The following is a 22,540-nucleotide window of genomic DNA, read 5'->3' as shown; positions in this document are numbered from 1 at the left end:
CTAAAACGATGAAGCTATAAGTTAGCATGTTTAGCCTACTTTGGCATGGGATAATAAAACAGTCACATGAAATTTTTACTTCGTGGTAATTAGGTTAAAGTATATACTCTAGCTTTATGTTAGCTGATTCACGTTAGCCTTGTTTATTGGAATACAAATGCCGGTATCTCTTGCCTTTTTAGTTGTTGTACTTGTCTGGTCTACTACGCCTCTTGGTATAGTTTGGAGCAGCGAATCAATATCACCAACACTGTCATTGTTAATGCGAATGGGAATTGCGGCATCTTTTGGGCTGTTGCTCATGAAAGTCCTCAATATTAAATTAAACACGTCAAGAAATGCCTTAAAGGTATATTTATTTTCTAGCATTAGCTTGTCTGTAGGAATGCTGTTTTGTTATTTTGCAGCTCAATATATTTCGTCGGGATTAATGGCGCTAAGTTTCGGTTTAACACCGATTTTGTCTGGTTTGTTGGCACAGCGCTGGCTATCAGAAAATAAATTTACGAAAACAAAAAAGATATCCTTGTTAATAGCATTAGCTGGATTGGCCATTGTCTGCAGTGAAAATATGATAATTAACGACGGTGCTATTTATGGATTTAGTTTTATATTTATAGGCGTAGTACTGTTTAGTTTAAGTAGCGTTTTAGTAAAAGGTGTCAAAGTTGATTTGCACCCTTTATCAACAACCGTGGGTTCTTTGCTTGTATCGCTTCCAGTCTACTTAATCGCTTGGTTTGTCCTTGATGGTGAGGTGAATTACCAAGAGTGGCAGATGCGATCCATTTGGGCCGTGATTTACATGGGACTATTTGCTTCGCTTCTTGGCTTTTTAGCTTACTTTTATATACTTCAAAAACTTGAAGCAAGCACAGTCGCTTTAGTAACGATGTTAACGCCTGTGGTGTCTATGAGCTTAGGTATTATTTTAAACAACGAACGCTTTTCTATAAGTTTATTAACAGGTGGCTTGCTAATTGTTTTGGGGCTGGGTGTTTTTCAGTTTGGGAATAGGGTGTTTAGTAAGTTTAATCGGTCAAAAAATGGTTCAATAAACATTTAGTTTGATCCAAGTTAGTTTTTTCCTCTTTATTTTTTGATTACGCGCTAAAATCACATATAATTCGCCGCATAAAATAAGAGGTTAAATTATAATGTTATCTATTGTTGATTATAAAGCTGATAATGCAGCGGAAGAGTTTGTAAAGTCTCTTCATGAAACTGGTTTTGGTGTACTAAAAAACCATCCTTTACAGAAAGATCTTTTAGAGTCTATTTATAACAACTGGGCTGGTTATTTTTCATCGGAAAATAAACAAGACTTTCACTTTAATGTTGATACACAAGACGGATTCTTCCCAGATACAGTAAGTGAAACGGCCAAAGGTCACGACAAAAAAGACATCAAAGAATATTATCACTATTACCCTTGGGGACAGTGTCCGGAAGCATTGCGCGAAGAAATTCATAACTACTTTGTTCAAGCGAACGAGTTAGCGTCTACACTTTTAGACTGGGTAGAAAAGCACTCTCCTGCAGATGTAGCGGTAAACTACAAAGCTGCGCTGTCTTCAATGATTAAGGATAGCGAACAAACGTTATTACGAATTCTTCATTACCCACCAATTACAGGTGACGAAGAAGTAGGTGCGATTCGTGCTGCTGCGCACGGCGACATTAACTTACTAACTGTATTACCGGCTGCAAACCAAGGTGGTTTGCAAGTTCAGAAAAAAGACGGTAGTTGGTTTGATGTACCAGGCGACTTTGGTTGTTTAGTGGTAAATATCGGTGACATGCTGCAAGAAGCGTCAGGCGGTTATTTCCCATCTACTATTCACCGAGTAATTAACCCGGAAGGTGCAGATAGAAGTAAGTCTCGTATTTCTTTACCTCTATTCTTACATCCACGTCCAGACGTAGTATTGTCTGACCGCTATACTGCGGGCGAATACTTAGATGAGCGTTTGCGCGAGTTAGGCGTTAAATAAGCTTCTTTGTACTAGGTAATATGAAGTCATAAAAAACGGCAGTTAAACTGCCGTTTTTTAGTATCTACTACAAATGTAACTACTATTTCTTACTAGTACATTTGCAGTATTGGGTCGGTATTATTACCAACCACACTGACGATTTACATTTTGTTTATCTAACCATGTTTTTAATGGCGCAAAATAGTCAATTACTGCTGTCGCATCCATCTCTTTAGAGCCTGTCATAGCCTCTAAAGCTTCTTGCCAAGGCTTGCTCATGCCCATTTCAAGCATCGCATTTAACTTAGTGCCCACTTCTTTGTTGTTGTAAATTGAACAACGGTGCAGAGGACCGGTTTCGCCGGCTATATCACAAAGCTCTCTATGGAATTGGAACTGCAATATGTGTGCTAAGAAGTAACGTGAATAAGGCGTATTCGCAGGAATGTGGTATTTAGAACCAGCGTCAAAGTTTTCTTCGCTGCGGGCTACCGGAGCTTTCACACCTTGGTACTGTTCACGTAATTTCCACCAACCTTCGTTATATTGATCAGGCTTTAACTCACCGCTAAATACCTGCCAGCGCCATTTGTCTACCATTAAACCAAATGGTAAAAAGGCAACTTTATCCATAGCCATACGCATTAAAAATGGAAGATCGCCAGATGCATCTGGCTCTTCTTCAATCAAACCAATTTCTTTTAGATATTTTGGTGTAATTGATAATGCTACTGTATCGCCAATAGCTTCGTGGAAACCATCATTAGCACTGCCTCGATACAATAAAGGTTGCTTTTGATTATAGGCACGCTGATAAAAATTATGGCCTAGCTCATGGTGTATTACATTAAACTCCTCACCGGTTTGCTGAATACACATTTTTATACGGTAATCCGTATCTGTAACATCCCATGCACTGGCATGACATACTGAATCTCTGCCTACTGGTTTTTCAAACTGAGAACGAGTCCAAAAAGTGCCCGGCAACTCTTCGAATCCAAGAGAGGTGAAAAAACCTTCTGCTTGCTCAACCATCTTAATTGGCGTGTAGTTGTGCTCTTTAAGTTTAGTTGTAACATCAACGCCTGTTCCGCCTTCAGGCGCAACTAAGTCATAAATGTTGCCCCAGGTCTGTGCCCACATGTTACCTAGAAGGTGAGCAGGGATTTCGCCTTCGTTAGGAACTACGTCATCGCCATATTTTTCGTTTAGCTTGGCTCTAACATGACAATGAAGTGAGTCGTATAAGGGTTTTACTTGCCCCCAAACCCTGTCCATTTCATTTGCAAAGGCATCTGGTTCCATGTCGTATTTAGAGCGCCACATTGCGCCAACATCATTAAAGCCTAAGTCTTTAGCGCCTTGGTTAGCAATCTCTACAAGGCGGACGTATTTATCTTTCATGCTAGGAGAAACTTTACGCCAATCTATCCAGGCATTTAACATTGCTTCTGGATCATCCGAGGTTGCCATAGTGTTGGATAAGCCAATTAAGTCATACTTGTTGCCATCAGGCGTTGAGCCAGAGCCATAAATTGCAGATAGTTTGCTTTCGATTTTCGCTAATTCAGAAGCTAGTTCCGGTGAGTCTGCTGGAGCTGGTAAAGTTAGACCGAGTCTTAAAAGGTCTAATTTTCGTTTGGTATCATAATCTAACGTTAAGTCTTTGAATTTTGCGGCACCGTTGGCAAGTTCAATTCCCAAAAGCTTAATTTCTTCATTAGCTTTCGAGGCAATAAATTGTGTATCTTCAGTGATATAGGTTTGAGCTACCCATTCTGCTTTAGCGGCGTATTCATAAATTTCTGAAAGGCGCTGTTCCGCGTTGACAACATAAGCTTTTGCATCAGCTTCAGATAATTGCTGGTTTTGAGTCGTTACATTATCTGTTTTTGTTTCTACTGAGCAACCAGCTAACGCAATAGATATAGCAGCGGTTAACATTAGTCGTTTAGTTGTAAAGTGTTTTTGCATTTTAGATCCTGATTATTTTATTTTTATGAATCATAAAGTTCAGGATAAAATAACCTAGCTAACTAGTTTCTGCAATATTGGCATAATGTTGATGTTCTTGTTGTATTGCGTTCAGCATTTCGTTGGTCTTTTTGATGGTTCGGATAGACCTAAAAAATGGTTCTGCTTCTGGGTAGTTCATCTTTAAATAAACCATCCATTGTTTCACTCTGTTTGAATAGTAAAGTCCTTTATCGCCTTCAATTTCATATTCAGAATATTTAATTAACAGTGCCAATACCTGAAACCAAGTTAATGGCTGTTGGTCACCTTTAATCCAATTTGCTAAGTTGGGAAGGGCTAATGCACCTCTGCCCAACATAATATTTGTGCAGCCAGATCTTGATTGACATATCTTGGCTTGTTCTGGGTTCCATATTTCGCCATTGGCAATTAGAGGTGTTTTAACGTGCTTGGCAATGAGCGCAATGTGTTCCCAATAAGCGGGTGGTTTGTATCCATCACTTTTTGTTCTTGCATGAATAGCAATTTCAGTGGCACCACCTTCTGATAAAGCTTGTGCGTTTTCTATTGCTAGGCTAGCGTCATCAAAACCTAGTCGCATTTTTGCGGTAACGGGTAAATGCTCAGGGACGGCACGTCTCACTGCTTTCGCTATGTTATAAAGCGTATTGGGGTCTTTAAGTAAAATTGCGCCACCGCGACTTTTATTAACGGCCTTTGCTGGGCAACCAAAGTTAAGGTCTATACCCGGACTACCTAAAGAAGTCGCAACCACGGCATTTTCGGCCAACCAATTAGGTTCTTGTCCAAGTAATTGAATCCGAACAGGAGTACCGCTTGGTGTTTTACTCCCGTTGTATAATTCTGGGCAGTATCGATAAAAAACACGATCAGGCAGTTTCTGATCGACAATACGAATAAACTCAGTAACGCATAAGTCGATGCCACCCATGCTGGTAAGCATGTGCCTCATTAGGTGGTCAATTACACCTTCCATAGGCGCCAACGTTATTTTTGGTTTAGTCATCGAGTTCATCTTTAAAAATTGAGGCCGCGCATTATACTGGCTTTGTTAAAAAGTCACCAGTTAGGATTTTATCACTAGGCTTTTAATGTTTTGAAATTTTAAGCATGTTAAATTAATTGCGTTTTTATATTTTAAGTTAGGAGACACCAATGGAATATGTCCACACTATGGTTCGAGTCAACAATCTTGAAGCATCAATGAAGTTTTATTGTGACCTATTAGGCCTGCATGAAGTTCATCGCCAAGATAGTGAGAAGGGCAGGTTTACACTTGTGTATCTAGCAGCTTCAGACCAGTTAGAAGAAGCAAAAGAAACACAGAAACCTACTATTGAGCTAACCTACAACTGGGATCCGGAAGAGTACACAGGTGGTCGTAACTTTGGGCACTTGGCATTTAGAGTTGATGATATTTATGAGCTTTGTCAAAAGTTACAAGACGGTGGGGTACTGATTAATAGACCGCCAAGATGTGGCCATATGGCATTTGTACGATCACCCGATGGAATTAGCATTGAGTTATTGCAAAAAAATGGCTCATTACCACCAAAAGAACCGTGGGTTTCAATGGAAAACACAGGTAGCTGGTAGTCTTTGATTATTGACAAACAAGGTCTACTCGTTAGGAAATAATTTAATCGTCTAACAGTGGCCTTGCCATTAAACTGTAAAAATATACAAAATGAACAATTAGTGTGGTTAGGTATACACAACTAAACTTGATGTACATCTAATTGTTCACATTGCCAACAAAACTCAAAGTTTGCGTGGTTTTCTTCGCCACAATGAGTGCAATTCCAATCGGGTTTGTCAGTTTTTAATTCTTGCTCTATCGCCTGACACGCTGACCTTGCGATATCTAAATCACTGTCATTTAATACCCAAAGTTGTGGCCATGCTTCAGTGAAAGGAAGTTCTCCGATTGCTCCAGAGATGTACTCGTTTTTAACTAAATGTTTTATATCTAACCGCTTTAAAGTTTCAATAAAAGGCTGAAGTTCTAGATTATTGCTACATTGGTAAACTTTCTTCATTTAACCGCCTGTTTTTGTGTATTGTTTTATACTATGACCTACTCTGATAGTTTTCGCCAAGTTAACTAAAACAATTAATGCGATGCGTGATAATTATCTTTATAATACCGGCTCGAATTAAAGAGAGAGAGTAATATGCAACTGTTTGTTAATGATTTAACCGTTATCGATTTTTCCTACCTGTGTACTCAACGAGGCATGGTGGGTGAAAGCTGGATTGTCGATTTGACATTGCACGGTGAACTTGATGAACAAAATATGGTTTTGGACTTCTCTAAAGTTAAAAAACAAGTTAAACGTATTATTGACGATACGGTTGACCATAAGTTGGCTATTCCAACTGAATACAGTGGTGTTAATGTTCAGCATATCGAAGGACAAGACTACATAAAGGTTGAGTTTGAGTCTAATAGCGGCGAAAAAATCGCGATTTCTAGCCCATCTGACGCTTACTGTTTTGTAGACGCTGACCGCATTGAAATGTCTCATGTGATTAAGCATTTAGCGTCAGTTATCAAGCCTCAACTGCCTGCTAATGTTAAAAAGGTTGAGTTGTCATTAAGAGCGGAAGATATAAGCGGCTTCTATTATCACTACACGCATGGACTAAAAAAGCACGATGGTAATTGCCAACGTATTGCTCATGGCCATCGTTCTAAAATTCAAATCTTTGAAAATGACATGAAATCTCCACGTTTAGAAAAAGAAGCTTCTAAACTGTGGGAAGATATTTATGTGGCGACAGACGAAGATGAAGTAGCTGAATCAGAGTTAGAATTCATTTCAAAAACACAAAGCCAGGTTGCATACAAATATGAGTCTTCTCAAGGTAAGTTTGAGTTAGCAATGGAAAAAGCTTCTGTCTACTCTATGCCAGTGGATACGACGGTAGAACTAATAGCTCAATACCTTGCCGATAAACTAAAAGCTCAGTACCCGCACAACAACTATAAAGTAGTTGCTTATGAAGGTGTTGCAAAAGGCGCAATTGCATTCGCTTAGTAAAAATTAGCTGTAGCATTGCAGTGGATATTTGGTCAGTTTAAACGGTAAATTTAATGAAGGATGTTATTAAATGAAATTGGTAGTAATTAAACGGCTTTTAATGAAGCGACTATTCGTAGTGGCTACCATGCTTTTTTGCGTCGCCAATGCCAATGCTAATAACAAAACCGATAACAAAGTTGCAACTGGCGGAGTTAGAACAACTCTTTTTGGTGACGTAATCCAAGGCGGTTTGTTATATGGAAAGTCAACGGAAGCGGTTAAAAGCGTTAAAATTGATGGCGTAAAGGTTCCTGTTCATCCTAATAATAATCTGTTTGTATTTGGCTTTGGTGTAGATGCACAGGAGCAGTCAGAACTAGTTATTACTTATGCCGATGGAAGCATTGAAAGACAGCCATTAAATGTTGCCCAACGTGAATATAAAATAGATAGAGTCAATGGCGTTGCTCAAAAATATGTGTCGCCTCCTAAGTCTGTGTTGAGCCGAATAAGCTCTGACTCTGCTAAGGTCAAAAAAGCTCGCGAGAAAATGTCTTATCGTACCGACTTCCTTGAAAAATCTATACGACCTGCAGAAGGGCGCATTAGTGGAGTTTATGGTTCGAGACGTGTATTTAATGGTGTACCAAAACGTCCACACTTTGGTTTAGATATAGCTGGACCTACTGGAACCAAAGTTATCGCGCCTTGGGCGGGAAAAGTCGTGTTAGCAGAGCCTGATTTGTATTATTCAGGTGGTACTTTAATTATCGATCATGGCTTAGGCGTTACATCAACTTACATTCATTTAAGTAAAGTTGATGTAAAGATAGGTGATGAAGTTCAGCAAGGTGATAAAATTGCTGAGATTGGTGCTACCGGAAGAGTAACAGGCCCGCATTTAGATTGGCGTCTGAATTGGTTTAATCGCCGATTAGATCCTGCCTTACTATTAGACGAATAACCTCTGTTTAAGCTAGTTGGATTAAGAGCTTTACTTAAGCTAGGTAATAAATCTCGTTAAATAAAAGTTTAAATCAAAACATTCAATCAAAACATAACAAAGCCTAACTAAATACATGCTTAATTAGGCTTTTTTGTTTCTAATTATAGGCATTTAGAATGCTTTGTTAGTTAAGCCACTTACTCAGCTTGTCTTTATCTTCAATCGTAAACCCAGCAACAAACTTATTGTTTTGACCAAACGTTATGTCAGAGCGGTAAAGTAAATCTTTTCTAAAGTAGTGAATTACATTGTCTGAGTCTTTAACAGCATTTATTAATAAAGGCTCGATGGCGTCACTGTTAATTTTGAGGTTGTTAAAAGCAACTAACGTATCTCCTGTTGCAATACCGGCTTGCTGTGCAGGCGAGCCTTCTAATACTTGTCTTACTACAATATTACCTTGGACATTAGCTAAAACAGCACCAAGCCAAGGAGCTGACTTCGTATTTTTAATTGCTTTTTGAGTGAGACTTTGAGCTTGTTCGTTAGATTGGGTTTGCATAAAGCTTACCGGCTTAAACCACTGACTTGGTTTGTATTGATCATAGTAATTTATATCTAGCCCAACACGTTTAAATGTTTCTTTTAAGTTTACTTTTTCTTTGCTGTGCAGCAATTCTAAAAAGATTGAGTAATCTTCGCCGGACAAAAAGTTACTAAACAGGCTTTCTAAGTCTTGCTGTGTTGTGCCTAAGTTATTGACGCCAAACTTAACCCAAGCGGTTTGCATTAGGTCTTTAAGTGACTGTTCGCCGTTTGATTGTTTTCGGATGGCAATGTCAGCAAAACAGGCAATAACAGCGCCTTTAACGTAGTAACTTACTATTTGATCAGGTGCTGTATCGTCTTGTTGATAGAACTTTGTCCACGTTAAAAAGCTACTCTCCGTTACCGACTGTCTAAGTTGTCCTTTACCTCGTTCTAGGCGGGTAAGGGCTTTTGCTAGTGCATTTAAGTATGCTTCATTAGAAATAGTATTAGTGGCTACCAAACTGAAATCATCAAAATAAGACGTCATTCCCTCATAAAACCAAAGTTGGTCGGTATAGACCTCTTTGTCCAATTGATAAGGAATAAACTCGGTTGGTTTTAAACGTTTTACGTTCCAAGTATGAAGATATTCGTGACTGCATAAACTTAAAAAAGTTTGATATCCGTCAGTAATCGCTGCGTCATCATTAATGATATCAAAGCGACTCGCTACCAATGCTGTTGAGTTTAAATGCTCGAGCCCACCAAAACCATTGTCGGTTATCATGGTCAAAAACAGATATTGGTCTACATCAGTAGGCAATCCACCAAACATATCAGCGTGAAACTGGCAAAGTGGCGTTAAGTCTTTGGCGACACGAGCTAGCGAACCAAAATGTTGACCAACGGTTACCACGTGGTGCGGAATTTGGTTTATTTCAAAGGATGCAATGTCTAATTCGCCAAATAATATTGGATAGTCGGTAAATGCTAGATAACCTTCAATACTGTATTCGCCCCAACTGAAAGCTTTAGTATTTACTCCTTTAGATAACCCAGAGGCAGGTAGCCAGTTTTTACAAATTGAAGACGTAGGCTTATGTAAAATGACATTGCAAACTTGGTGTTCATGACCTTTGATTGCAAAGCAACTACTTGCTGGGTTAATGAAACCATATTGTTGATCTAAATAGGCTTTACGAACACTTAAATCAAACGCGTAATATTTATACTCTATCGTTACGGGTTTATTATTGTGTTGTAACTTAAATGTACTTTTGTCAGTAGCGTGCAATGCAAGTGAGCCATGTTTGTCAAACGCCTTAATCTCTAATACGTGCTTGGCAAAGTCTCTTATCATGTAGCTGCCAGGAATCCAGTTTGGCAAATATAATTCGTCTACTGATTCAGTTAGAGGGGTATATTCTATTTTTATATTAAATAAATGTGCATTTGGGTCTTCAATTGAAAAGTGATAATTAACCGTCGACATAACAAAATTCGTCCATAGTGACTAAAAAAATAACACTTAATGGAAATAACATAAGTATTCATCAAGGTTACTGTAAGAATAGGTTTATAATAGAGTTAAACCAATAAAGAGTAGAGTGATCATATGGAATATTCAGAAAAAGTCCAAGCCAGAATTAATTATGCAACAACCTACACCACAAAAACGGTATTCCCAGGTCGAACAAATCATCACAACACTTTATTCGGTGGTGAGGCTTTAGCCTGGATGGATGAGGTGGCCTTTATATGTGCAACTCGCTTTTGTCGCAAACCACTGGTAACAATATCGTCTGATCGAGTCGATTTTAAAGAGCCTATCCCTGCAGGTTCAATAGTTGAGTTGGTGGCGAGCGTTTCACAAATAGGTCGCACGAGTATGGTTGTTGAAGTGAATATCTTTATTGAAGGTATGTATCAAGATGACAAGCACAAGGCCATTTCTGGTTCATTTAAGTTTGTTGCGTTAGACAAAGATAGAAAACCTACGCCGGTACTTTCAGATATAGAAATGTAAAACTGAATTTTTTGTCTTGTCATTAAATAGCATTCCCGTTTATATTGCTCTCAAATTATAAAAATAAAAGAGCAATATAGATGAAAAATTTACAACAGTGGTTGTCGGAGTATGGCGAAAGCCACCAAAACAGTACAAACAAAATTATTCACTACCTTTGTGTCCCCGCTATTTTTATGACAGTGGTAGGCTTGTTATGGGCCATTCCATTTCCAGGTGAGAATGTTTCACCAATGGTTAACTGGGCAACGCTACTTTTGATCCCAGCGATGTTGTTTTACATTAAACTTTCTGTTTTTCTTGGTTTAGGCATGATTTTCTTTTCAGCTTTAACTGTCCTATTTGTGCACTGGTGGTCTTTAAACATGGATATGTCAGTGTTAATGATGTCTATCATTGTGTTTGTCGCAGCTTGGATACTTCAATTTGTTGGTCACAAAATTGAGGGTAAAAAGCCATCGTTTTTTAAAGATGTTCAGTTTTTAATGATTGGTCCTGCTTGGATATTTTGTCATTTATTCGGTTTGGATAAGCAGGAAGCTTAATACAAATATTCACCTATGTTATGCGACTAACGACCCGCTTAGCGGGTCTACTTACCGTATTTAATAAACCCTTCTCCTTATAATGTATTCAGTAGCTGTTTTGCGCTGAGGGGCGATATAAATTTGAATGTACAAACACTTTTAGACGACAGAAAAAAATTCTTTTGGATATTGCACATTGTCGGCTGGTGCAGTTTTGCGCTCGTTCACTACATTGGCTCCTTTGTTGATAACTTCAGAGACAGCTACATATTTATCATCATTTCTGATGCTTACATTGGCGCTATGCTTACCCTACCGTTAAGGTATTTGTATCAAAAAGTATGGGAGATGACGCCGACTAAACTTATTGTAACCATACTCAGTGCGTCGTTTGTTGTTGGCATAACATGGGGCGTTATAAAGCGCTTTAGTTTTTTCGAATTCTATAAATTTGGTTCACACCCTGAAGACTGGACCTACTACTTCCACAATACATTAGGTAGCTTTTATATTGTTCTATGCTGGAGCGGATTGTATTTTGGTATCAAATACTACCAAATGTTGCAAAAAGAAAGGCAGAAAGTGCTTACTGCCGCAAACATGGCGAACCAAGCACAGCTCAAAATGTTGCGCTATCAATTAAATCCACACTTTTTGTTTAACACACTAAATGCGATATCCACGCTCATAATGTGTGAAGAAAATAATACGGCAAATAGAATGGTCAGCAAATTAAGCGAGTTTTTAAGACATTCATTACACACAGATCCCATAAAAAAAGTGCCTCTTAAGCAAGAAATTAAAGCGTTGTCCCTTTACTTAGAGATTGAAAAAATTAGATTTGAAGACAGGTTAACGGTTAACTGGAAGGTTTCTGAAAATGCTGAACAAGCGTTAGTTCCGAGTTTACTGCTACAGCCATTAATAGAAAACTCAATTAAGTATGCCATCGCAGCTTGCGATGATGGTGGCGTTATATCGGTAAGCGCAGAAACATTTGGTCATGACTTGTTATTAGAAGTAAAAGACAATGGGCCGGGCTTAGATAATGGGCATTATAATACTAGCCAGAAGGGTGTTGGCGTGGGTATCACTAATATAAAAGAGCGTTTACAAAATTTGTATGATGATCATTCATTTGTATTGTCATCGGTAGAACCAAATGGGTTAAAGGTGAATATCCGTATCCCATTAGAATTTGAAGCTGAGTAGGACTTGTTTAATGTTAAAAACTATTAAAACGATAATTGTAGACGACGAGCCTCTTGCGCGTAAGGGCTTGTTACTAAGGCTGAATAAATTCGAACGTGTTGAAGTTATCGAGCAATGTAAGAATGGCCACCAAGCCATTGAAAAAATTATTGAGTTGAAGCCGGATTTGGTATTTTTAGACATTCAAATGCCTGGTATGACAGGTTTTGATGTTTTAAATAAACTACAGCAAGAAGTGAGCAATCTACCAAAGATTGTCTTTGTAACGGCTTACGATCAGTACGCATTAAAGGCATTTGAAGTGCATGCAATTGACTATCTATTAAAGCCAGTTGATGAAGAACGTTTGCAGGAATGTATGCAAAAAGTTGAACGAAGCTTTTTAACGAATCACGATACAGAGCAACAATTGCAATTAGTTAAATTAATGGCGCAGTTAACCGGCTCAAACTCTGATGAGATTTTAGATAGCTTAGCAAAAGGTGAACCGCTCGCTGTGCAGGGGTATAGAGACTATATTTCGGTAAAAGATGTAGGTGAAACCACCCGAATTGCTGTACATGATGTCCTTTGGGTTGACGCGGCCGGTGACTATATGTGTGTCCATTGTAATGATGGTGAAACGCATATTTTACGTAAAACAATGAAGCAACTTGAGCAAGAACTGAACCCTAGATTGTTTGTCCGAGTTCACCGTTCAGTGTTAGTAAATAATAACGCAGTAAAGAAAGTACTCACGTTAAGCAACGGTGAATACGTTATACAGTTAAATAATGAGCATGAAATTAGAGTCAGCAGAAGCTACCGAGATAAGGTACGATCACTATTTTTGTAGGCGTTTGCAGAAAAAACCAACAAATAATGAGTTTTTGCCAATTTTATTAAGCCAAGCGCCTTTAAATTTAAGGTGATTAGGGGTAACTTAGCAGGCTATATTTTTTAACTTAAATAAATCTGTGGGATAACTTTGGATAAAAAAGAATTCTATCGTGAAATTACCATGCAAGCGAAAGCATTGTGTGAAGGCGAACCTAATTTAATTGCTAACCTTTCGAACATTAGTGCCATTCTTTTTGAAAGATTAGACGATGTAAATTGGGCAGGATTTTATTTGATGGGTGAAAGTGTAAACGGTCAATCAGAAGAACTTATTCTGGGTCCTTTTCAAGGGCGAGCGGCTTGTGTACGTATTCCAGTTGGTCGTGGTGTTTGCGGTACTGCCGTGTCTCAAAACAAAACTCAATTGATTATGGACGTACATGAATTTGAAGGTCATATTGCCTGTGACGCAGCAAGTAACTCAGAAGTTGTTGTACCAATTAATGTTAATGGCAAGTTAGTTGCGGTACTAGACATTGATAGCCCAACAGTTGGCCGTTTCGAACAAGCAGATGCTGACGGAATGGAACAGTTGGTAGAAATGATCCAAAGTATTTGGTCTTAGTCCATAATGAAAGAGTTTATAGACGTTCGTGACTTTTTAGTTGGCATTGAAATCGTAGGTGATTGGGATGGCGACGAAGAAGAAGTAGTAGAACGAATAAATGAAATGGTTTATCAAGCATACGGAATGTTGCCTGACCACACTACACCATTGATGGCTGAAAAATTATTCGACGAGTTATGGGAAGCAGTAGCTGGCCAAGACTTTGTTATAGAAAATGAATTAGATGAATTAGAAAGCTGGTTAACTAGCTTTGTAGTTCAGAAATTAGATGAAATAGAGAACGATTAATGCAATCTCAACAGAAAACAGACCTTAAAACGGTTATTGAATTTTTAGCAAATAAATTTCCACAAAGCTTCAGTATCAAAGGCGCAGCTAAACCATTAAAAATCGGTATTTTTAATGATATTGCAGCGGAATTGACCGATGAAGATCCTGTCTCTAAAACGCAAGTTCGTCATGCGTTACGTCGCTATACAAATAGCTGGAGATATTTAGAGGCAGTAGAGAAAGGTGGGATGAGAGTAGACTTAGTGGGTGCTGATGTTGAGGCACTTACCAATGAACATATTGAACATGCAAAATCTCAATTAGCTGAAAGTAAGGCTAAGTTTGATGAGAAGCGTAAAGCCGCTGCTAAAAAAGATGCTCCAAAGCGTCCAGCTAAGTCAGCGAAAAACCCGCCTAAGCGCAAGCCAAAAACAGAAAAAGCCCCACAAAAAGAACCTGAGCCAGCTAAAGAATTAGTGAGCAATGAAGACTTTAGTGCAGGAACGTCTGTTTTAGTTAAGTTAGGAATGAAACCAATGGCTGCGACAATTGTCGAAGCTTCAAAGGGAGAGGTTTCAGTTCAGTTATCTTCAGGTATGGTTATGAAGGTATCAAAGGATAGTATTTTTAAAGCATAGGAGCGTATATGCAGACAGTTAAGAACGTATTAGCAAGCTCGATAATCGCATCATTATCTTTTTTCAGTGTTGCAAATGCTGAGACTAAAGTAGAAGATTTTGTTGTTCCAGATTTGGTACAGGAAGCACAGCATAAAGTAGCTTCAAAAAGGATCACGGCCTGGTTTTCTCGTTCGCATTATAAAAAGGTTCACTTAGATGATGAACTGTCTGCCAAAATCTACGATAGATATTTACGTAATTTAGATTATAACAAAAGCTTATTTACGGCTGCCGATATAGCCAAATTTGATCAATATGCCGATCAATTTGATGACGGTATTAGTAAAGGCTCTTTAGACTTTGCTTTTGAATTGTTTGAAGAGTCTATTAAACGCCGAGTGGATAGATACAAACAAGCTATCGAATGGTTAGCGTTACCTATGGATTTTACCAAAGACGACGTCTTTTATTTCGATAGAGAAGAAACTCCATGGGCCGAGTCTACAGCAGAACTTGATGAGTTTTGGGCGCAAAAATTAAAGTATGATGCGTTGAACTTAAAACTTGCTGGTAAAGACGTTGAAGGTATCAAAGAGACGTTAAAGAAACGCTATGTAAATGCAATTCGCCGTTTGACTCAGTCCCAAAATGAAGATGCTTTTCAGTTAGTGATGAACTCGTTCGCTCGCAGCATAGAAGCTCATACGTCTTATTTATCTCCTCGTAGAGCGGATCGCTTTAAAGTTGAAATGAACTTAGAGTTAGAAGGTATCGGAGCGGTACTTCAGCCTGTAGATGAGTTTACTGTTATTCGCAGTCTAGTTCCTGGTGGACCAGCAGATCAAACGAATAAATTAAAACCAGAAGATAAGATCATCGGTGTAGCTCAAGGAAAAGAAGATTATGTAGACGTTATAGGCTGGCGTTTAGATGATGTTGTTGAACTTATCAAAGGTAAAAAAGGCACTGAGGTAAAACTTCAAGTTGTACGTGGTGACAACTCATTAGCTAGCGCTAAAGAAGTTGCTATTATTAGAGATAAAGTGAGACTTGAAGACAGAGCCGCAGATTCAGAAGTCTTTGAATCACAAACTGGCGAGTTAGGTGCAAAGGTTGGGGTGATTACTATCCCTAGTTTTTACAATAACTTGTCGGAAGACGTAAAAGTTCAAGTTAAAAAATTAAAAGACCAAAACGTTGAAGGCATTATTGTTGATCTTCGAGGTAATGGCGGTGGCTCTTTAACGGAAGCTTCATTATTAACTGGCTTATTTATTGATAAAGGCCCAGTTGTACAAATTAGAAATAGCATCGGAAATATAAGCCAACGAGGTGACTATGACGGCGTTAGTTATTATGACGGTCCACTTACCGTTTTAGTAGATAGATATAGTGCTTCTGCATCAGAAATATTTGCAGCAGCTTTGCAAGATTATGGTCGTGCGCTAGTTGTTGGTGAACAAACCTTTGGTAAAGGTACAGTTCAAGAGCATCGCGGAATAGGTAGAGCATTTGATCGATTTGATAATAAACTTGGATCAATTCAATTTACTATCGCTAAGTTTTATCGAATTGATGGCGGCAGTACCCAAAATAAAGGCGTTGTTCCAGACATCATCTTTCCATCGGCTATAGAAGCAGCAGAATGGGGCGAAAGTCAGGAAGAAAACGCATTGCCTTGGGATAATATTCGCCCAGCTAAATATAAAACTTCTGCGCTGGTGTCTAGTCAGGTTGATTTGTTAAATAAACGTCATCTATCACGTATAGCTAAAGAACCTGAGTTTAGTTATTTATTTAGTGATATCGCTGAATATAAGATAAACAAGGACAAGAACTTTATTTCTCTTAATGAGGCTGAACGGTTAGCTGAAAGAGAGAAGAATAAATCTGAGCGTTTAGTTCGAATTAATGAAAGACTAAAGCGCTTTGGCTTAGAGCCAATTGAGTCAGTAGATGATGATTTACCTGAGCAACTAGAGAAACTTGATCCTTTTCTTGAAGAGTCTGCTCGAATCGTTGCCGACCTAGTGTCGTCAGGTCAGTTTGCTAAAGTGACTAAGTAGTTAATAATCGGGTTAAAGAAGAGCAGCCTTAGGCTGCTTTTTTATATAAGAATAAAAAACAATAATAATAAAACACAATTTAAGGGGGACACATGTCAACAAATGTTGATCATGGTCAATGGTCTAGCAGACTAGCGTTTATTTTAGCGGCAACGGGTTCTGCCGTTGGTTTAGGAAACGTATGGAAGTTTCCATACATAATGGGCGAGAACGGTGGTGGCGCTTTTGTCATCGTGTATCTAGTTTGTATTTTTGCAATTGGTATACCTGTCATGATGGCGGAAGTATTAATTGGTCGTCGTGGACGATTAAGCCCAGGAAACTCAGTAAGAGCATTGGCGTTAGAAGCCAAGGCAAATACAAAATGGAGTTTAGTTGGTTGGGTTGGCTTGATAGCGGGCTTTTTAATTTTATCCTTTTATGCGGTTATTGCTGGTTGGGCAATTTCTTACATATTTGAGTCAGCAGCGGGTAACTTTGTTGGAGCTTCGCCAGAAAAAATTCAGAATATTTTTAACGAATTACAAACAGATCCGTCTACTTTAATAATGTGGACAAGCATAGTGCTTGCTGTCACTGGCTTAATTGTTGGTAAAGGCCTTAAAAATGGCCTTGAACGTGCAGTGACATACGCAATGCCTACAATGTTTGTATTGCTACTAGTAATTGCTGGTTATGCGGCCATTAATGGTGACTTCGCGAAAACTATCGAATTTATGTTTTACCCTGACTTCTCAAAATTAACATTTTCAGGAGTGTTGATAGCACTAGGTCACGCTTTCTTTACATTAAGTTTAGCGTCAGGCGCAATGATGATTTACGGGGCTTATTTACCTCAAAAAACCAGTATCTCTCAATCTGTTGTTGCAATTGCAATTGCGGACACAGTGATTGCTCTAATTGCTGGTCTAGCAATTTACCCAATCGTTTTTGGTAATGGTTTAGAGGCAACGGCCGGTCCTGGATTAGTATTCGTAAGCTTGCCAATCGCCTTTGGACAAATGTGGGGCGGTATCGTTTTTGGAACGCTATTCTTTGTAATGTTGGGATTTGCTGCCTTTACTTCTGCAATAGCAATGGTCGAGTCAGCTGTTGCTTGGCTAGTAGAGCGACTGGCGTTTTCTCGTGGAAAAGCGGCATTTACAGCAGTTATAAGTTTGTGGTTTGTTAGTATGCTTACAGTATTCTCTTTCACGGGTGCTGAATGGGCCAAGTTGGACTTTGTTTTTGTGGGTAAACATGTTTCAAATTATTTTGAATTGATTGACCACCTTACAGCCGACGTTTTACTACCTCTAGGTGGCTTGGCTACTGCTGTTTTTGTGGCTTGGATAATGCAGAAAGAAGCGGTCAAACAAGAGCTTAATTTATCTGAGGGTTTATTTAACCTTTGGTATGTAACGCTGCGTTGGTTCACGCCAGTAGCGGTTCTATTTGTTTTTCTAAACCTAATAGGATTAATGAGCTTTGGCTCTTAATCGCAGTATATTTTTTAGAGGATTTTCACTTGAAATCACCACAACAACCTTCATTTTTTGACGCGATAATACCGTTACTATTTTTGGTATTGTTATTGGCTGCGTCTGTTGGACTTTATGGCGCTGATAGCTCCTATGGTCCGAACCAAATAGTTTTATTATTAGCGACTGCAGTAGCGTGTTTGATAGGCATTAAAAACGGTTATAAATGGGATCAATTAGAAGAGGCTATGATACATGGCATCTCTGTTTCAATGGGTGCTATTTTTATATTGTTAGCGGTAGGTTCTTTAATTGGTACTTGGTTACTAGCCGGCACCGTGCCAACACTAATTTATTTTGGTTTAGAAATTTTGAACCCTGACTGGTTTTATGCTGCTGCCTGTTTATTAAGTGCGATTGTAGCAATGAGCATTGGTAGTTCATGGACAACTGCTGCTACGGTAGGTGTAGCGCTAATGGGTATCGCAACTGGTATTGGCATGTCACCAGCAATTGCAGCCGGTGCCGTAGTGAGTGGTGCTTATTTTGGAGATAAAATAAGTCCACTATCTGAGACAACTAACCTTGCTCCTGCAGTGTCAGGAAGCGACCTGTTTGACCATATTCGTCACATGCTTTGGACAACGGTACCGTCTTTTGTAATTGCGCTAATACTGTTTACTATTTTAGGTTTTACTGAACAGGCAAGTGCTGAAAACGTTTCTATAGGTAATGTACAAGAAATTATTAGCAGCACTTACGACGTGTCACTAATTCATTTATTTCCACTATTAATTTTAGTTGTGATGGCCATTAAAAAGGTTCCTGCCTTTCCAGCTATTTTCATCGGTGCGCTAATTGGCGCAGTTTGGGGATACATTTTTCAGCCAGACCTTTTAGCTAGCATCGCCGGTGGCAATGGCTTTGTTGAAAAAGTATCAGTAGTTTGGAAAGCAATGTTTGACGGATTTAGTGTAGTAACCGGTGACGACAACATGGACAAGTTGTTAAGTGGTGGCGGTATGTCATCTATGCTTAATACTACATGGTTGATCATGACTGCATTGATGTTTGGTGCCGTTATGGAGAAATTAGGACTGCTAGCGGTTTTTGTTAGAAGTATTTTATCTGCAGCAAAGTCCTCTGGCTCGCTGATCACAGCAACAATAGGTACGGCTTTTGGTATTAATGTAGTAACGGCCGACCAATATATGTCATTGGTAATGACAGGTCGTATGTATAGAGAAGAATATGAGCGTCGTGGATTAGAGAATGTTAACTTGTCTAGAGCGTTAGAAGATGGTGGTACGATTACAAGCCCACTGATTCCTTGGAATACTTGTGGTGCCTATATGGCAGGCGTGTTACTTGTCAGTCCACTTGAGTATTGGCAGTATGCCTTCTTTAACTTACTTAATCCTATCCTAGCGATTACGTTTGCCTATCTAGGAATAAAGGTACTTAAAAAACAAGCTGCCTAGCATAAAAGGTAGTACACAGTAATTAAAGCGGGCTAGTAAATAGTCCGCTTTGCATTTAGGGCCAAATTAAAAGGTTTTAATATGAATGACTCAGTAATAAAAAATCCTACAGCTAAATTTCGAAAAGACTATCAAGCACCAAAATTTCTCATAAATAAAACATACCTAAATATCCATCTTGATGATCACCAGACAATCGTTGTTGCAGAACTCGACATGCTCCGTAACGGTGACCACGTCGATAATTTAGAGTTAAATTCTGAGGTGTCGGTTGTTTCTAAAGTGCTAATTGATGGAATTGAGCTAAATGAAAATCAATACACTCATGAAAATGGTCTTCTAACAATAAAAACGGATAAAACCGAATTTAAGTTAACCACCGAGTCAGAAATAGACCCAAGTAATAACTTACAGCTCGAAGGCTTATACAAATCAGCAGGTGTATTTTGCACACAGTGTGAAGCCGAAGGCTTTAGGAAAATTACGCCTTATCTAGATAGGCCAGATGTGCTTTCAATCTTTACTGTTTCTATAACAGCTGACGAGTCTTATCCTCACGTATTGGCTAATGGTAACTTAATTTCTAAAAGCCTAGACGACAAAACTGGACGTGTAACCTTCACATGGTTTGACCCATTTCCAAAGCCAAGCTATTTATTTGCGTTAGTTGCTGGTGATTTTGACTTACTACAAGATACGTTCACCACCAGAAGTGGCAAAGAGATTGCTTTGGAGTTATACGTAGATAAAGGCAATTTACACTTATCTCACCATGCTATGGCGTCTTTGAAGAAGTCTATGGAATGGGATGAGAAGAAATACGACCTCGAATATGATTTAGATACCTACATGATCGTTGCCGTCGACTTTTTTAATATGGGCGCGATGGAAAATAAAGGGTTAAATGTTTTTAACAGTAAATATGTTTTGGCCGACTCAAAGACAGCAACAGATACTGACTATCACGGAATTGAATCTGTTATTGCTCACGAATACTTTCATAATTGGACGGGTAACCGGGTAACTTGTCGTGATTGGTTTCAACTCAGTTTAAAAGAAGGGTTGACTGTATTTCGGGATCAACAATTTAGTGCTGATATGGGCAGTGCTGTGATTGAGAGAATTTCTCACGCCAATGTTATGCGAACCATGCAGTTTGCCGAAGACTCAGGACCAATGTCACATCCTATACGACCAGAAAAGGTTATAGAGATGAATAACTTCTACACGGTCACCGTTTATGACAAAGGTGCGGAAGTTATTAGGATGATGAACACACTGTTGACAGAAGAGGGCTTCAAAAAGGGAATCGATCTCTATTTTAAACGTCACGACGGCCAAGCCGTAACTTGTGATGACTTTGTGTCTGCAATGGCAGATGCAAATAATAGAGACTTAACTGGCTTTAGCCGCTGGTACAGTCAAAGTGGAACACCTGTAGTAACTGTCTTAGAAAAGCAAACGACATCAAAATTAACCCTCGAGTTTGAACAGTCTATATACAAAAGAGCTGAACACTTTGAAGCACTGACGATACCTGTTAATTATGAACTGCTATCAATTAGAAGTGGTCAGTCTTTACAACGTGGCACCATCGAATTAAATAAACATCAACAAAGTTTTGATATTGCATTATCTGAACCGGTAGACGTTGTGTTGTTTGAAAACTTTTCAGCGCCAGTGAAAGTTGTAAGAGACTTAGAGCTAGAAACGATTCAAAGAATAATTGGCAATGCGTCTGATCAATTTTGTCGATGGGATATGTTACAAACGCTATGGCAACAAACATTACAAGGTAGTACAAGTATATTGGAGACTGAGCTTGTTAATACACTTTGTAACGTAGTGAAGTCTAATAGCATAGATGCGGCGGTCAAAGCTGAAATGTTATCAATTCCAACATTTCAATCCCTTGCCGACACTATGGATACGGTTAAAGTAGATGAAATATTATCCTTAAGAACAACGATTGCTAGCGCTGTATCGAAATCTGTAGAAGCAGAGTTGATCAGCATCATAGAAAGTATCGATATGGTATCTGATGATTACAATTCTAATAATGCTGCGAAAAGAAGCTTAAGAGCCGCATCATTAAAATTATTAGCTTATGGCAGCTCAGGCTTTACTGCGGAGAAAATTCGTAGCTTGTTTGATAACGCTACGAATATGACAGATAAGATTGCGGCAATACAAGCATCAGCCATTGCCGATAAAACGTTATGTAATGATCTATTAGATTCTTTGTATAACGAGTTTGAAGGGCAAGTATTAGTATTTGATAAAATTCTACAAGTTGTGGCTTCACGCAATGACGACAACATTTATGACTTAATGGATGAATGGTCGAGAAAAAATGAATTTAAACGAAACAACCCTAATCGCATGCGTTCACTTTACGGCTCATTTGTAATGAGGAACCCTAAGAAATTCCATGATGAAAGTGGGGAAGGTTATCAATTCCTAAAAACCTTACTTTTAGAAATAGACAGTTTTAACCCGCAATTAGCTGCAAGGTTGGTCGACCCTTTGATGTCCTTTAAACGATATGAAAAGAAACGAGCAAACTTAATGCAAAATACTCTAAAAGAGCTTCAAAGCAATAAGCTGTCAAATGACTTGTTTGAAAAAGTGGAAGCAGCGTTAAGTTAGGTCATTAAATGAAAAGTCGAGTTTTTAGATTTAACTTATTTTTAACGCACAGGGAATGCCAAGAATATTATCAAGGCCTTTATACTTCAATAAAGGTCATGTCCGATGTGGGCATAAGTGTGCAGTTCCCAGCGCACCATATTAGGCCGTTTGTTACTAGTTTAGGTGTGAAAGGTAAGTTTGAACTTTATCTTAATGAGAGTAATAAATTCATCGCGTTGAAGAAAATAACGTAGAAAATAGCTACAGACGGTAGTTTTAGTTGCATGTAATTTAACTTAGGTCTTGCACGCTTAAGTAATTGG

General features: G+C 38.7%; 21 protein-coding genes. 17 read left to right on the top strand and 4 right to left on the bottom strand.

Annotated elements, in window-relative coordinates; translation table 11 throughout:
• Window positions 1-157 precede the first annotated feature (157 nt).
• Both ABD009_RS01655 and ABD009_RS01650 read left to right on the top strand, forming a co-directional pair.
• Window positions 158-1,066, top strand: a complete 909-nt coding sequence (locus tag ABD009_RS01655; RefSeq protein WP_343822294.1) for a DMT family transporter — start codon at window positions 158-160, stop codon at window positions 1,064-1,066.
• 88 nt (window positions 1,067-1,154) lie between these two features.
• Window positions 1,155-1,994, top strand: coding sequence for a 2OG-Fe(II) oxygenase family protein (locus ABD009_RS01650; protein ID WP_343822439.1), 840 nt, complete (start codon window positions 1,155-1,157; stop codon window positions 1,992-1,994).
• 123 nt (window positions 1,995-2,117) lie between these two features.
• Here ABD009_RS01650 and ABD009_RS01645 read toward each other — a convergent pair whose 3' ends face one another.
• Window positions 2,118-3,950, bottom strand: a complete 1,833-nt coding sequence (locus ABD009_RS01645) for a M2 family metallopeptidase (protein ID WP_343822293.1) — start codon at window positions 3,948-3,950, stop codon at window positions 2,118-2,120.
• Window positions 3,951-4,008: 58 nt separating this feature from the next.
• Window positions 4,009-4,980, bottom strand: a complete 972-nt coding sequence (locus tag ABD009_RS01640) for a tRNA-dihydrouridine synthase (protein ID WP_343822292.1) — start codon at window positions 4,978-4,980, stop codon at window positions 4,009-4,011.
• Between the two features lie 149 nt (window positions 4,981-5,129).
• On the opposite strand from ABD009_RS01640, the gene ABD009_RS01635 reads away from it, so the two are divergent.
• Window positions 5,130-5,570: a VOC family protein gene (locus tag ABD009_RS01635; protein WP_343822291.1), complete on the top strand. Its 441-nt coding sequence runs from the start codon at window positions 5,130-5,132 to the stop codon at window positions 5,568-5,570.
• A 122-nt stretch (window positions 5,571-5,692) separates the two neighbouring features.
• On the opposite strand, the gene ABD009_RS01630 is transcribed toward ABD009_RS01635, so the two are convergent.
• On the bottom strand, window positions 5,693-6,013 hold the full coding sequence (locus tag ABD009_RS01630) for a putative signal transducing protein (protein WP_343822290.1): 321 nt from the start codon (window positions 6,011-6,013) through the stop codon (window positions 5,693-5,695).
• A 135-nt stretch (window positions 6,014-6,148) separates the two neighbouring features.
• On the opposite strand from ABD009_RS01630, the gene ABD009_RS01625 reads away from it, so the two are divergent.
• Together ABD009_RS01625 and ABD009_RS01620 are read left to right on the top strand one after the other, a co-directional pair.
• Complete coding sequence (locus ABD009_RS01625) at window positions 6,149-7,015, top strand: 6-carboxytetrahydropterin synthase (RefSeq protein WP_155694932.1); 867 nt, start codon at window positions 6,149-6,151, stop codon at window positions 7,013-7,015.
• A 73-nt stretch (window positions 7,016-7,088) separates the two neighbouring features.
• Entirely contained in the window at window positions 7,089-7,964 is an 876-nt protein-coding gene (locus ABD009_RS01620) for a M23 family metallopeptidase (RefSeq protein ID WP_343822289.1), read from the top strand.
• Window positions 7,965-8,130: 166 nt separating this feature from the next.
• Here ABD009_RS01620 and ABD009_RS01615 read toward each other — a convergent pair whose 3' ends face one another.
• Entirely contained in the window at window positions 8,131-9,969 is a 1,839-nt protein-coding gene (locus ABD009_RS01615; protein WP_343822288.1) for a M61 family metallopeptidase, read from the bottom strand.
• A gap of 123 nt (window positions 9,970-10,092) precedes the next feature.
• On the opposite strand from ABD009_RS01615, the gene ABD009_RS01610 reads away from it, so the two are divergent.
• The 12 genes from ABD009_RS01610 to ABD009_RS01555 all read left to right on the top strand — a co-directional run bounded on the left by ABD009_RS01610 (window position 10,093) and on the right by ABD009_RS01555 (window position 22,471).
• The gene (locus tag ABD009_RS01610) at window positions 10,093-10,503 is read left to right on the top strand and encodes an acyl-CoA thioesterase (RefSeq protein WP_155694928.1); all 411 of its coding nucleotides are present in this window, start codon (window positions 10,093-10,095) and stop codon (window positions 10,501-10,503) included.
• Between the two features lie 80 nt (window positions 10,504-10,583).
• Complete coding sequence (locus tag ABD009_RS01605; RefSeq protein ID WP_343822287.1) at window positions 10,584-11,048, top strand: Mpo1 family 2-hydroxy fatty acid dioxygenase; 465 nt, start codon at window positions 10,584-10,586, stop codon at window positions 11,046-11,048.
• Window positions 11,049-11,171: 123 nt separating this feature from the next.
• Window positions 11,172-12,242, top strand: a complete 1,071-nt coding sequence (locus tag ABD009_RS01600) for a sensor histidine kinase (RefSeq protein ID WP_343822286.1) — start codon at window positions 11,172-11,174, stop codon at window positions 12,240-12,242.
• A 10-nt stretch (window positions 12,243-12,252) separates the two neighbouring features.
• Entirely contained in the window at window positions 12,253-13,077 is an 825-nt protein-coding gene (locus tag ABD009_RS01595) for a LytR/AlgR family response regulator transcription factor (protein ID WP_343822285.1), read from the top strand.
• Window positions 13,078-13,209: 132 nt separating this feature from the next.
• Window positions 13,210-13,686, top strand: a complete 477-nt coding sequence (locus ABD009_RS01590) for a GAF domain-containing protein (protein ID WP_343822284.1) — start codon at window positions 13,210-13,212, stop codon at window positions 13,684-13,686.
• Window positions 13,687-13,692: 6 nt separating this feature from the next.
• A complete protein-coding gene (locus ABD009_RS01585) occupies window positions 13,693-13,977 on the top strand; it encodes a hypothetical protein (RefSeq protein ID WP_155694922.1) in 285 nt (94 codons plus the stop codon).
• A complete protein-coding gene (gene proQ / locus ABD009_RS01580) occupies window positions 13,977-14,597 on the top strand; it encodes an RNA chaperone ProQ (protein ID WP_343822283.1) in 621 nt (206 codons plus the stop codon). Before ABD009_RS01585 ends, proQ begins: the two co-directional genes overlap by 1 nt.
• An 8-nt stretch (window positions 14,598-14,605) precedes the next feature.
• Complete coding sequence (gene prc, locus ABD009_RS01575; RefSeq protein ID WP_343822282.1) at window positions 14,606-16,645, top strand: carboxy terminal-processing peptidase; 2,040 nt, start codon at window positions 14,606-14,608, stop codon at window positions 16,643-16,645.
• A gap of 92 nt (window positions 16,646-16,737) precedes the next feature.
• Window positions 16,738-18,123 (top strand): sodium-dependent transporter, encoded by a 1,386-nt coding sequence (locus tag ABD009_RS01570; protein WP_343822281.1) that lies wholly within the window; start codon window positions 16,738-16,740, stop codon window positions 18,121-18,123.
• A gap of 29 nt (window positions 18,124-18,152) precedes the next feature.
• Window positions 18,153-19,586: a Na+/H+ antiporter NhaC gene (nhaC, locus tag ABD009_RS01565; protein ID WP_343822280.1), complete on the top strand. Its 1,434-nt coding sequence runs from the start codon at window positions 18,153-18,155 to the stop codon at window positions 19,584-19,586.
• Window positions 19,587-19,667: 81 nt separating this feature from the next.
• On the top strand, window positions 19,668-22,235 hold the full coding sequence (pepN, locus tag ABD009_RS01560; RefSeq protein ID WP_343822279.1) for an aminopeptidase N: 2,568 nt from the start codon (window positions 19,668-19,670) through the stop codon (window positions 22,233-22,235).
• Window positions 22,236-22,243: 8 nt separating this feature from the next.
• Window positions 22,244-22,471: a DUF2835 family protein gene (locus tag ABD009_RS01555; RefSeq protein WP_343822278.1), complete on the top strand. Its 228-nt coding sequence runs from the start codon at window positions 22,244-22,246 to the stop codon at window positions 22,469-22,471.
• The last annotated feature ends 69 nt before the right edge of the window (window positions 22,472-22,540 follow it).

Source organism: Psychrosphaera haliotis (genome assembly GCF_039523615.1).
Classification (GTDB): domain Bacteria; phylum Pseudomonadota; class Gammaproteobacteria; order Enterobacterales; family Alteromonadaceae; genus Psychrosphaera; species Psychrosphaera haliotis.
The sequence above is the reverse complement of the archived record's forward strand: the minus strand, read 5'-3'. Positions and strand labels throughout refer to the sequence as shown.

Coding starts and splice junctions, on each gene's coding strand:
- ABD009_RS01655 (WP_343822294.1), top strand. CDS start 158: ATGCCGGTATCTCTTGCCTTTTTAGTTGTTGTACTTGTCTGGTCTACT.
- ABD009_RS01645 (WP_343822293.1), bottom strand. CDS start 3,950: ATGCAAAAACACTTTACAACTAAACGACTAATGTTAACCGCTGCTATA.
- ABD009_RS01640 (WP_343822292.1), bottom strand. CDS start 4,980: ATGACTAAACCAAAAATAACGTTGGCGCCTATGGAAGGTGTAATTGAC.
- ABD009_RS01635 (WP_343822291.1), top strand. CDS start 5,130: ATGGAATATGTCCACACTATGGTTCGAGTCAACAATCTTGAAGCATCA.
- ABD009_RS01630 (WP_343822290.1), bottom strand. CDS start 6,013: ATGAAGAAAGTTTACCAATGTAGCAATAATCTAGAACTTCAGCCTTTT.
- ABD009_RS01625 (WP_155694932.1), top strand. CDS start 6,149: ATGCAACTGTTTGTTAATGATTTAACCGTTATCGATTTTTCCTACCTG.
- ABD009_RS01620 (WP_343822289.1), top strand. CDS start 7,089: ATGAAATTGGTAGTAATTAAACGGCTTTTAATGAAGCGACTATTCGTA.
- ABD009_RS01615 (WP_343822288.1), bottom strand. CDS start 9,969: ATGTCGACGGTTAATTATCACTTTTCAATTGAAGACCCAAATGCACAT.
- ABD009_RS01610 (WP_155694928.1), top strand. CDS start 10,093: ATGGAATATTCAGAAAAAGTCCAAGCCAGAATTAATTATGCAACAACC.
- ABD009_RS01605 (WP_343822287.1), top strand. CDS start 10,584: ATGAAAAATTTACAACAGTGGTTGTCGGAGTATGGCGAAAGCCACCAA.
- ABD009_RS01595 (WP_343822285.1), top strand. CDS start 12,253: ATGTTAAAAACTATTAAAACGATAATTGTAGACGACGAGCCTCTTGCG.
- ABD009_RS01585 (WP_155694922.1), top strand. CDS start 13,693: ATGAAAGAGTTTATAGACGTTCGTGACTTTTTAGTTGGCATTGAAATC.
- proQ (WP_343822283.1), top strand. CDS start 13,977: ATGCAATCTCAACAGAAAACAGACCTTAAAACGGTTATTGAATTTTTA.
- prc (WP_343822282.1), top strand. CDS start 14,606: ATGCAGACAGTTAAGAACGTATTAGCAAGCTCGATAATCGCATCATTA.
- ABD009_RS01570 (WP_343822281.1), top strand. CDS start 16,738: ATGTCAACAAATGTTGATCATGGTCAATGGTCTAGCAGACTAGCGTTT.
- pepN (WP_343822279.1), top strand. CDS start 19,668: ATGAATGACTCAGTAATAAAAAATCCTACAGCTAAATTTCGAAAAGAC.
- ABD009_RS01555 (WP_343822278.1), top strand. CDS start 22,244: ATGAAAAGTCGAGTTTTTAGATTTAACTTATTTTTAACGCACAGGGAA.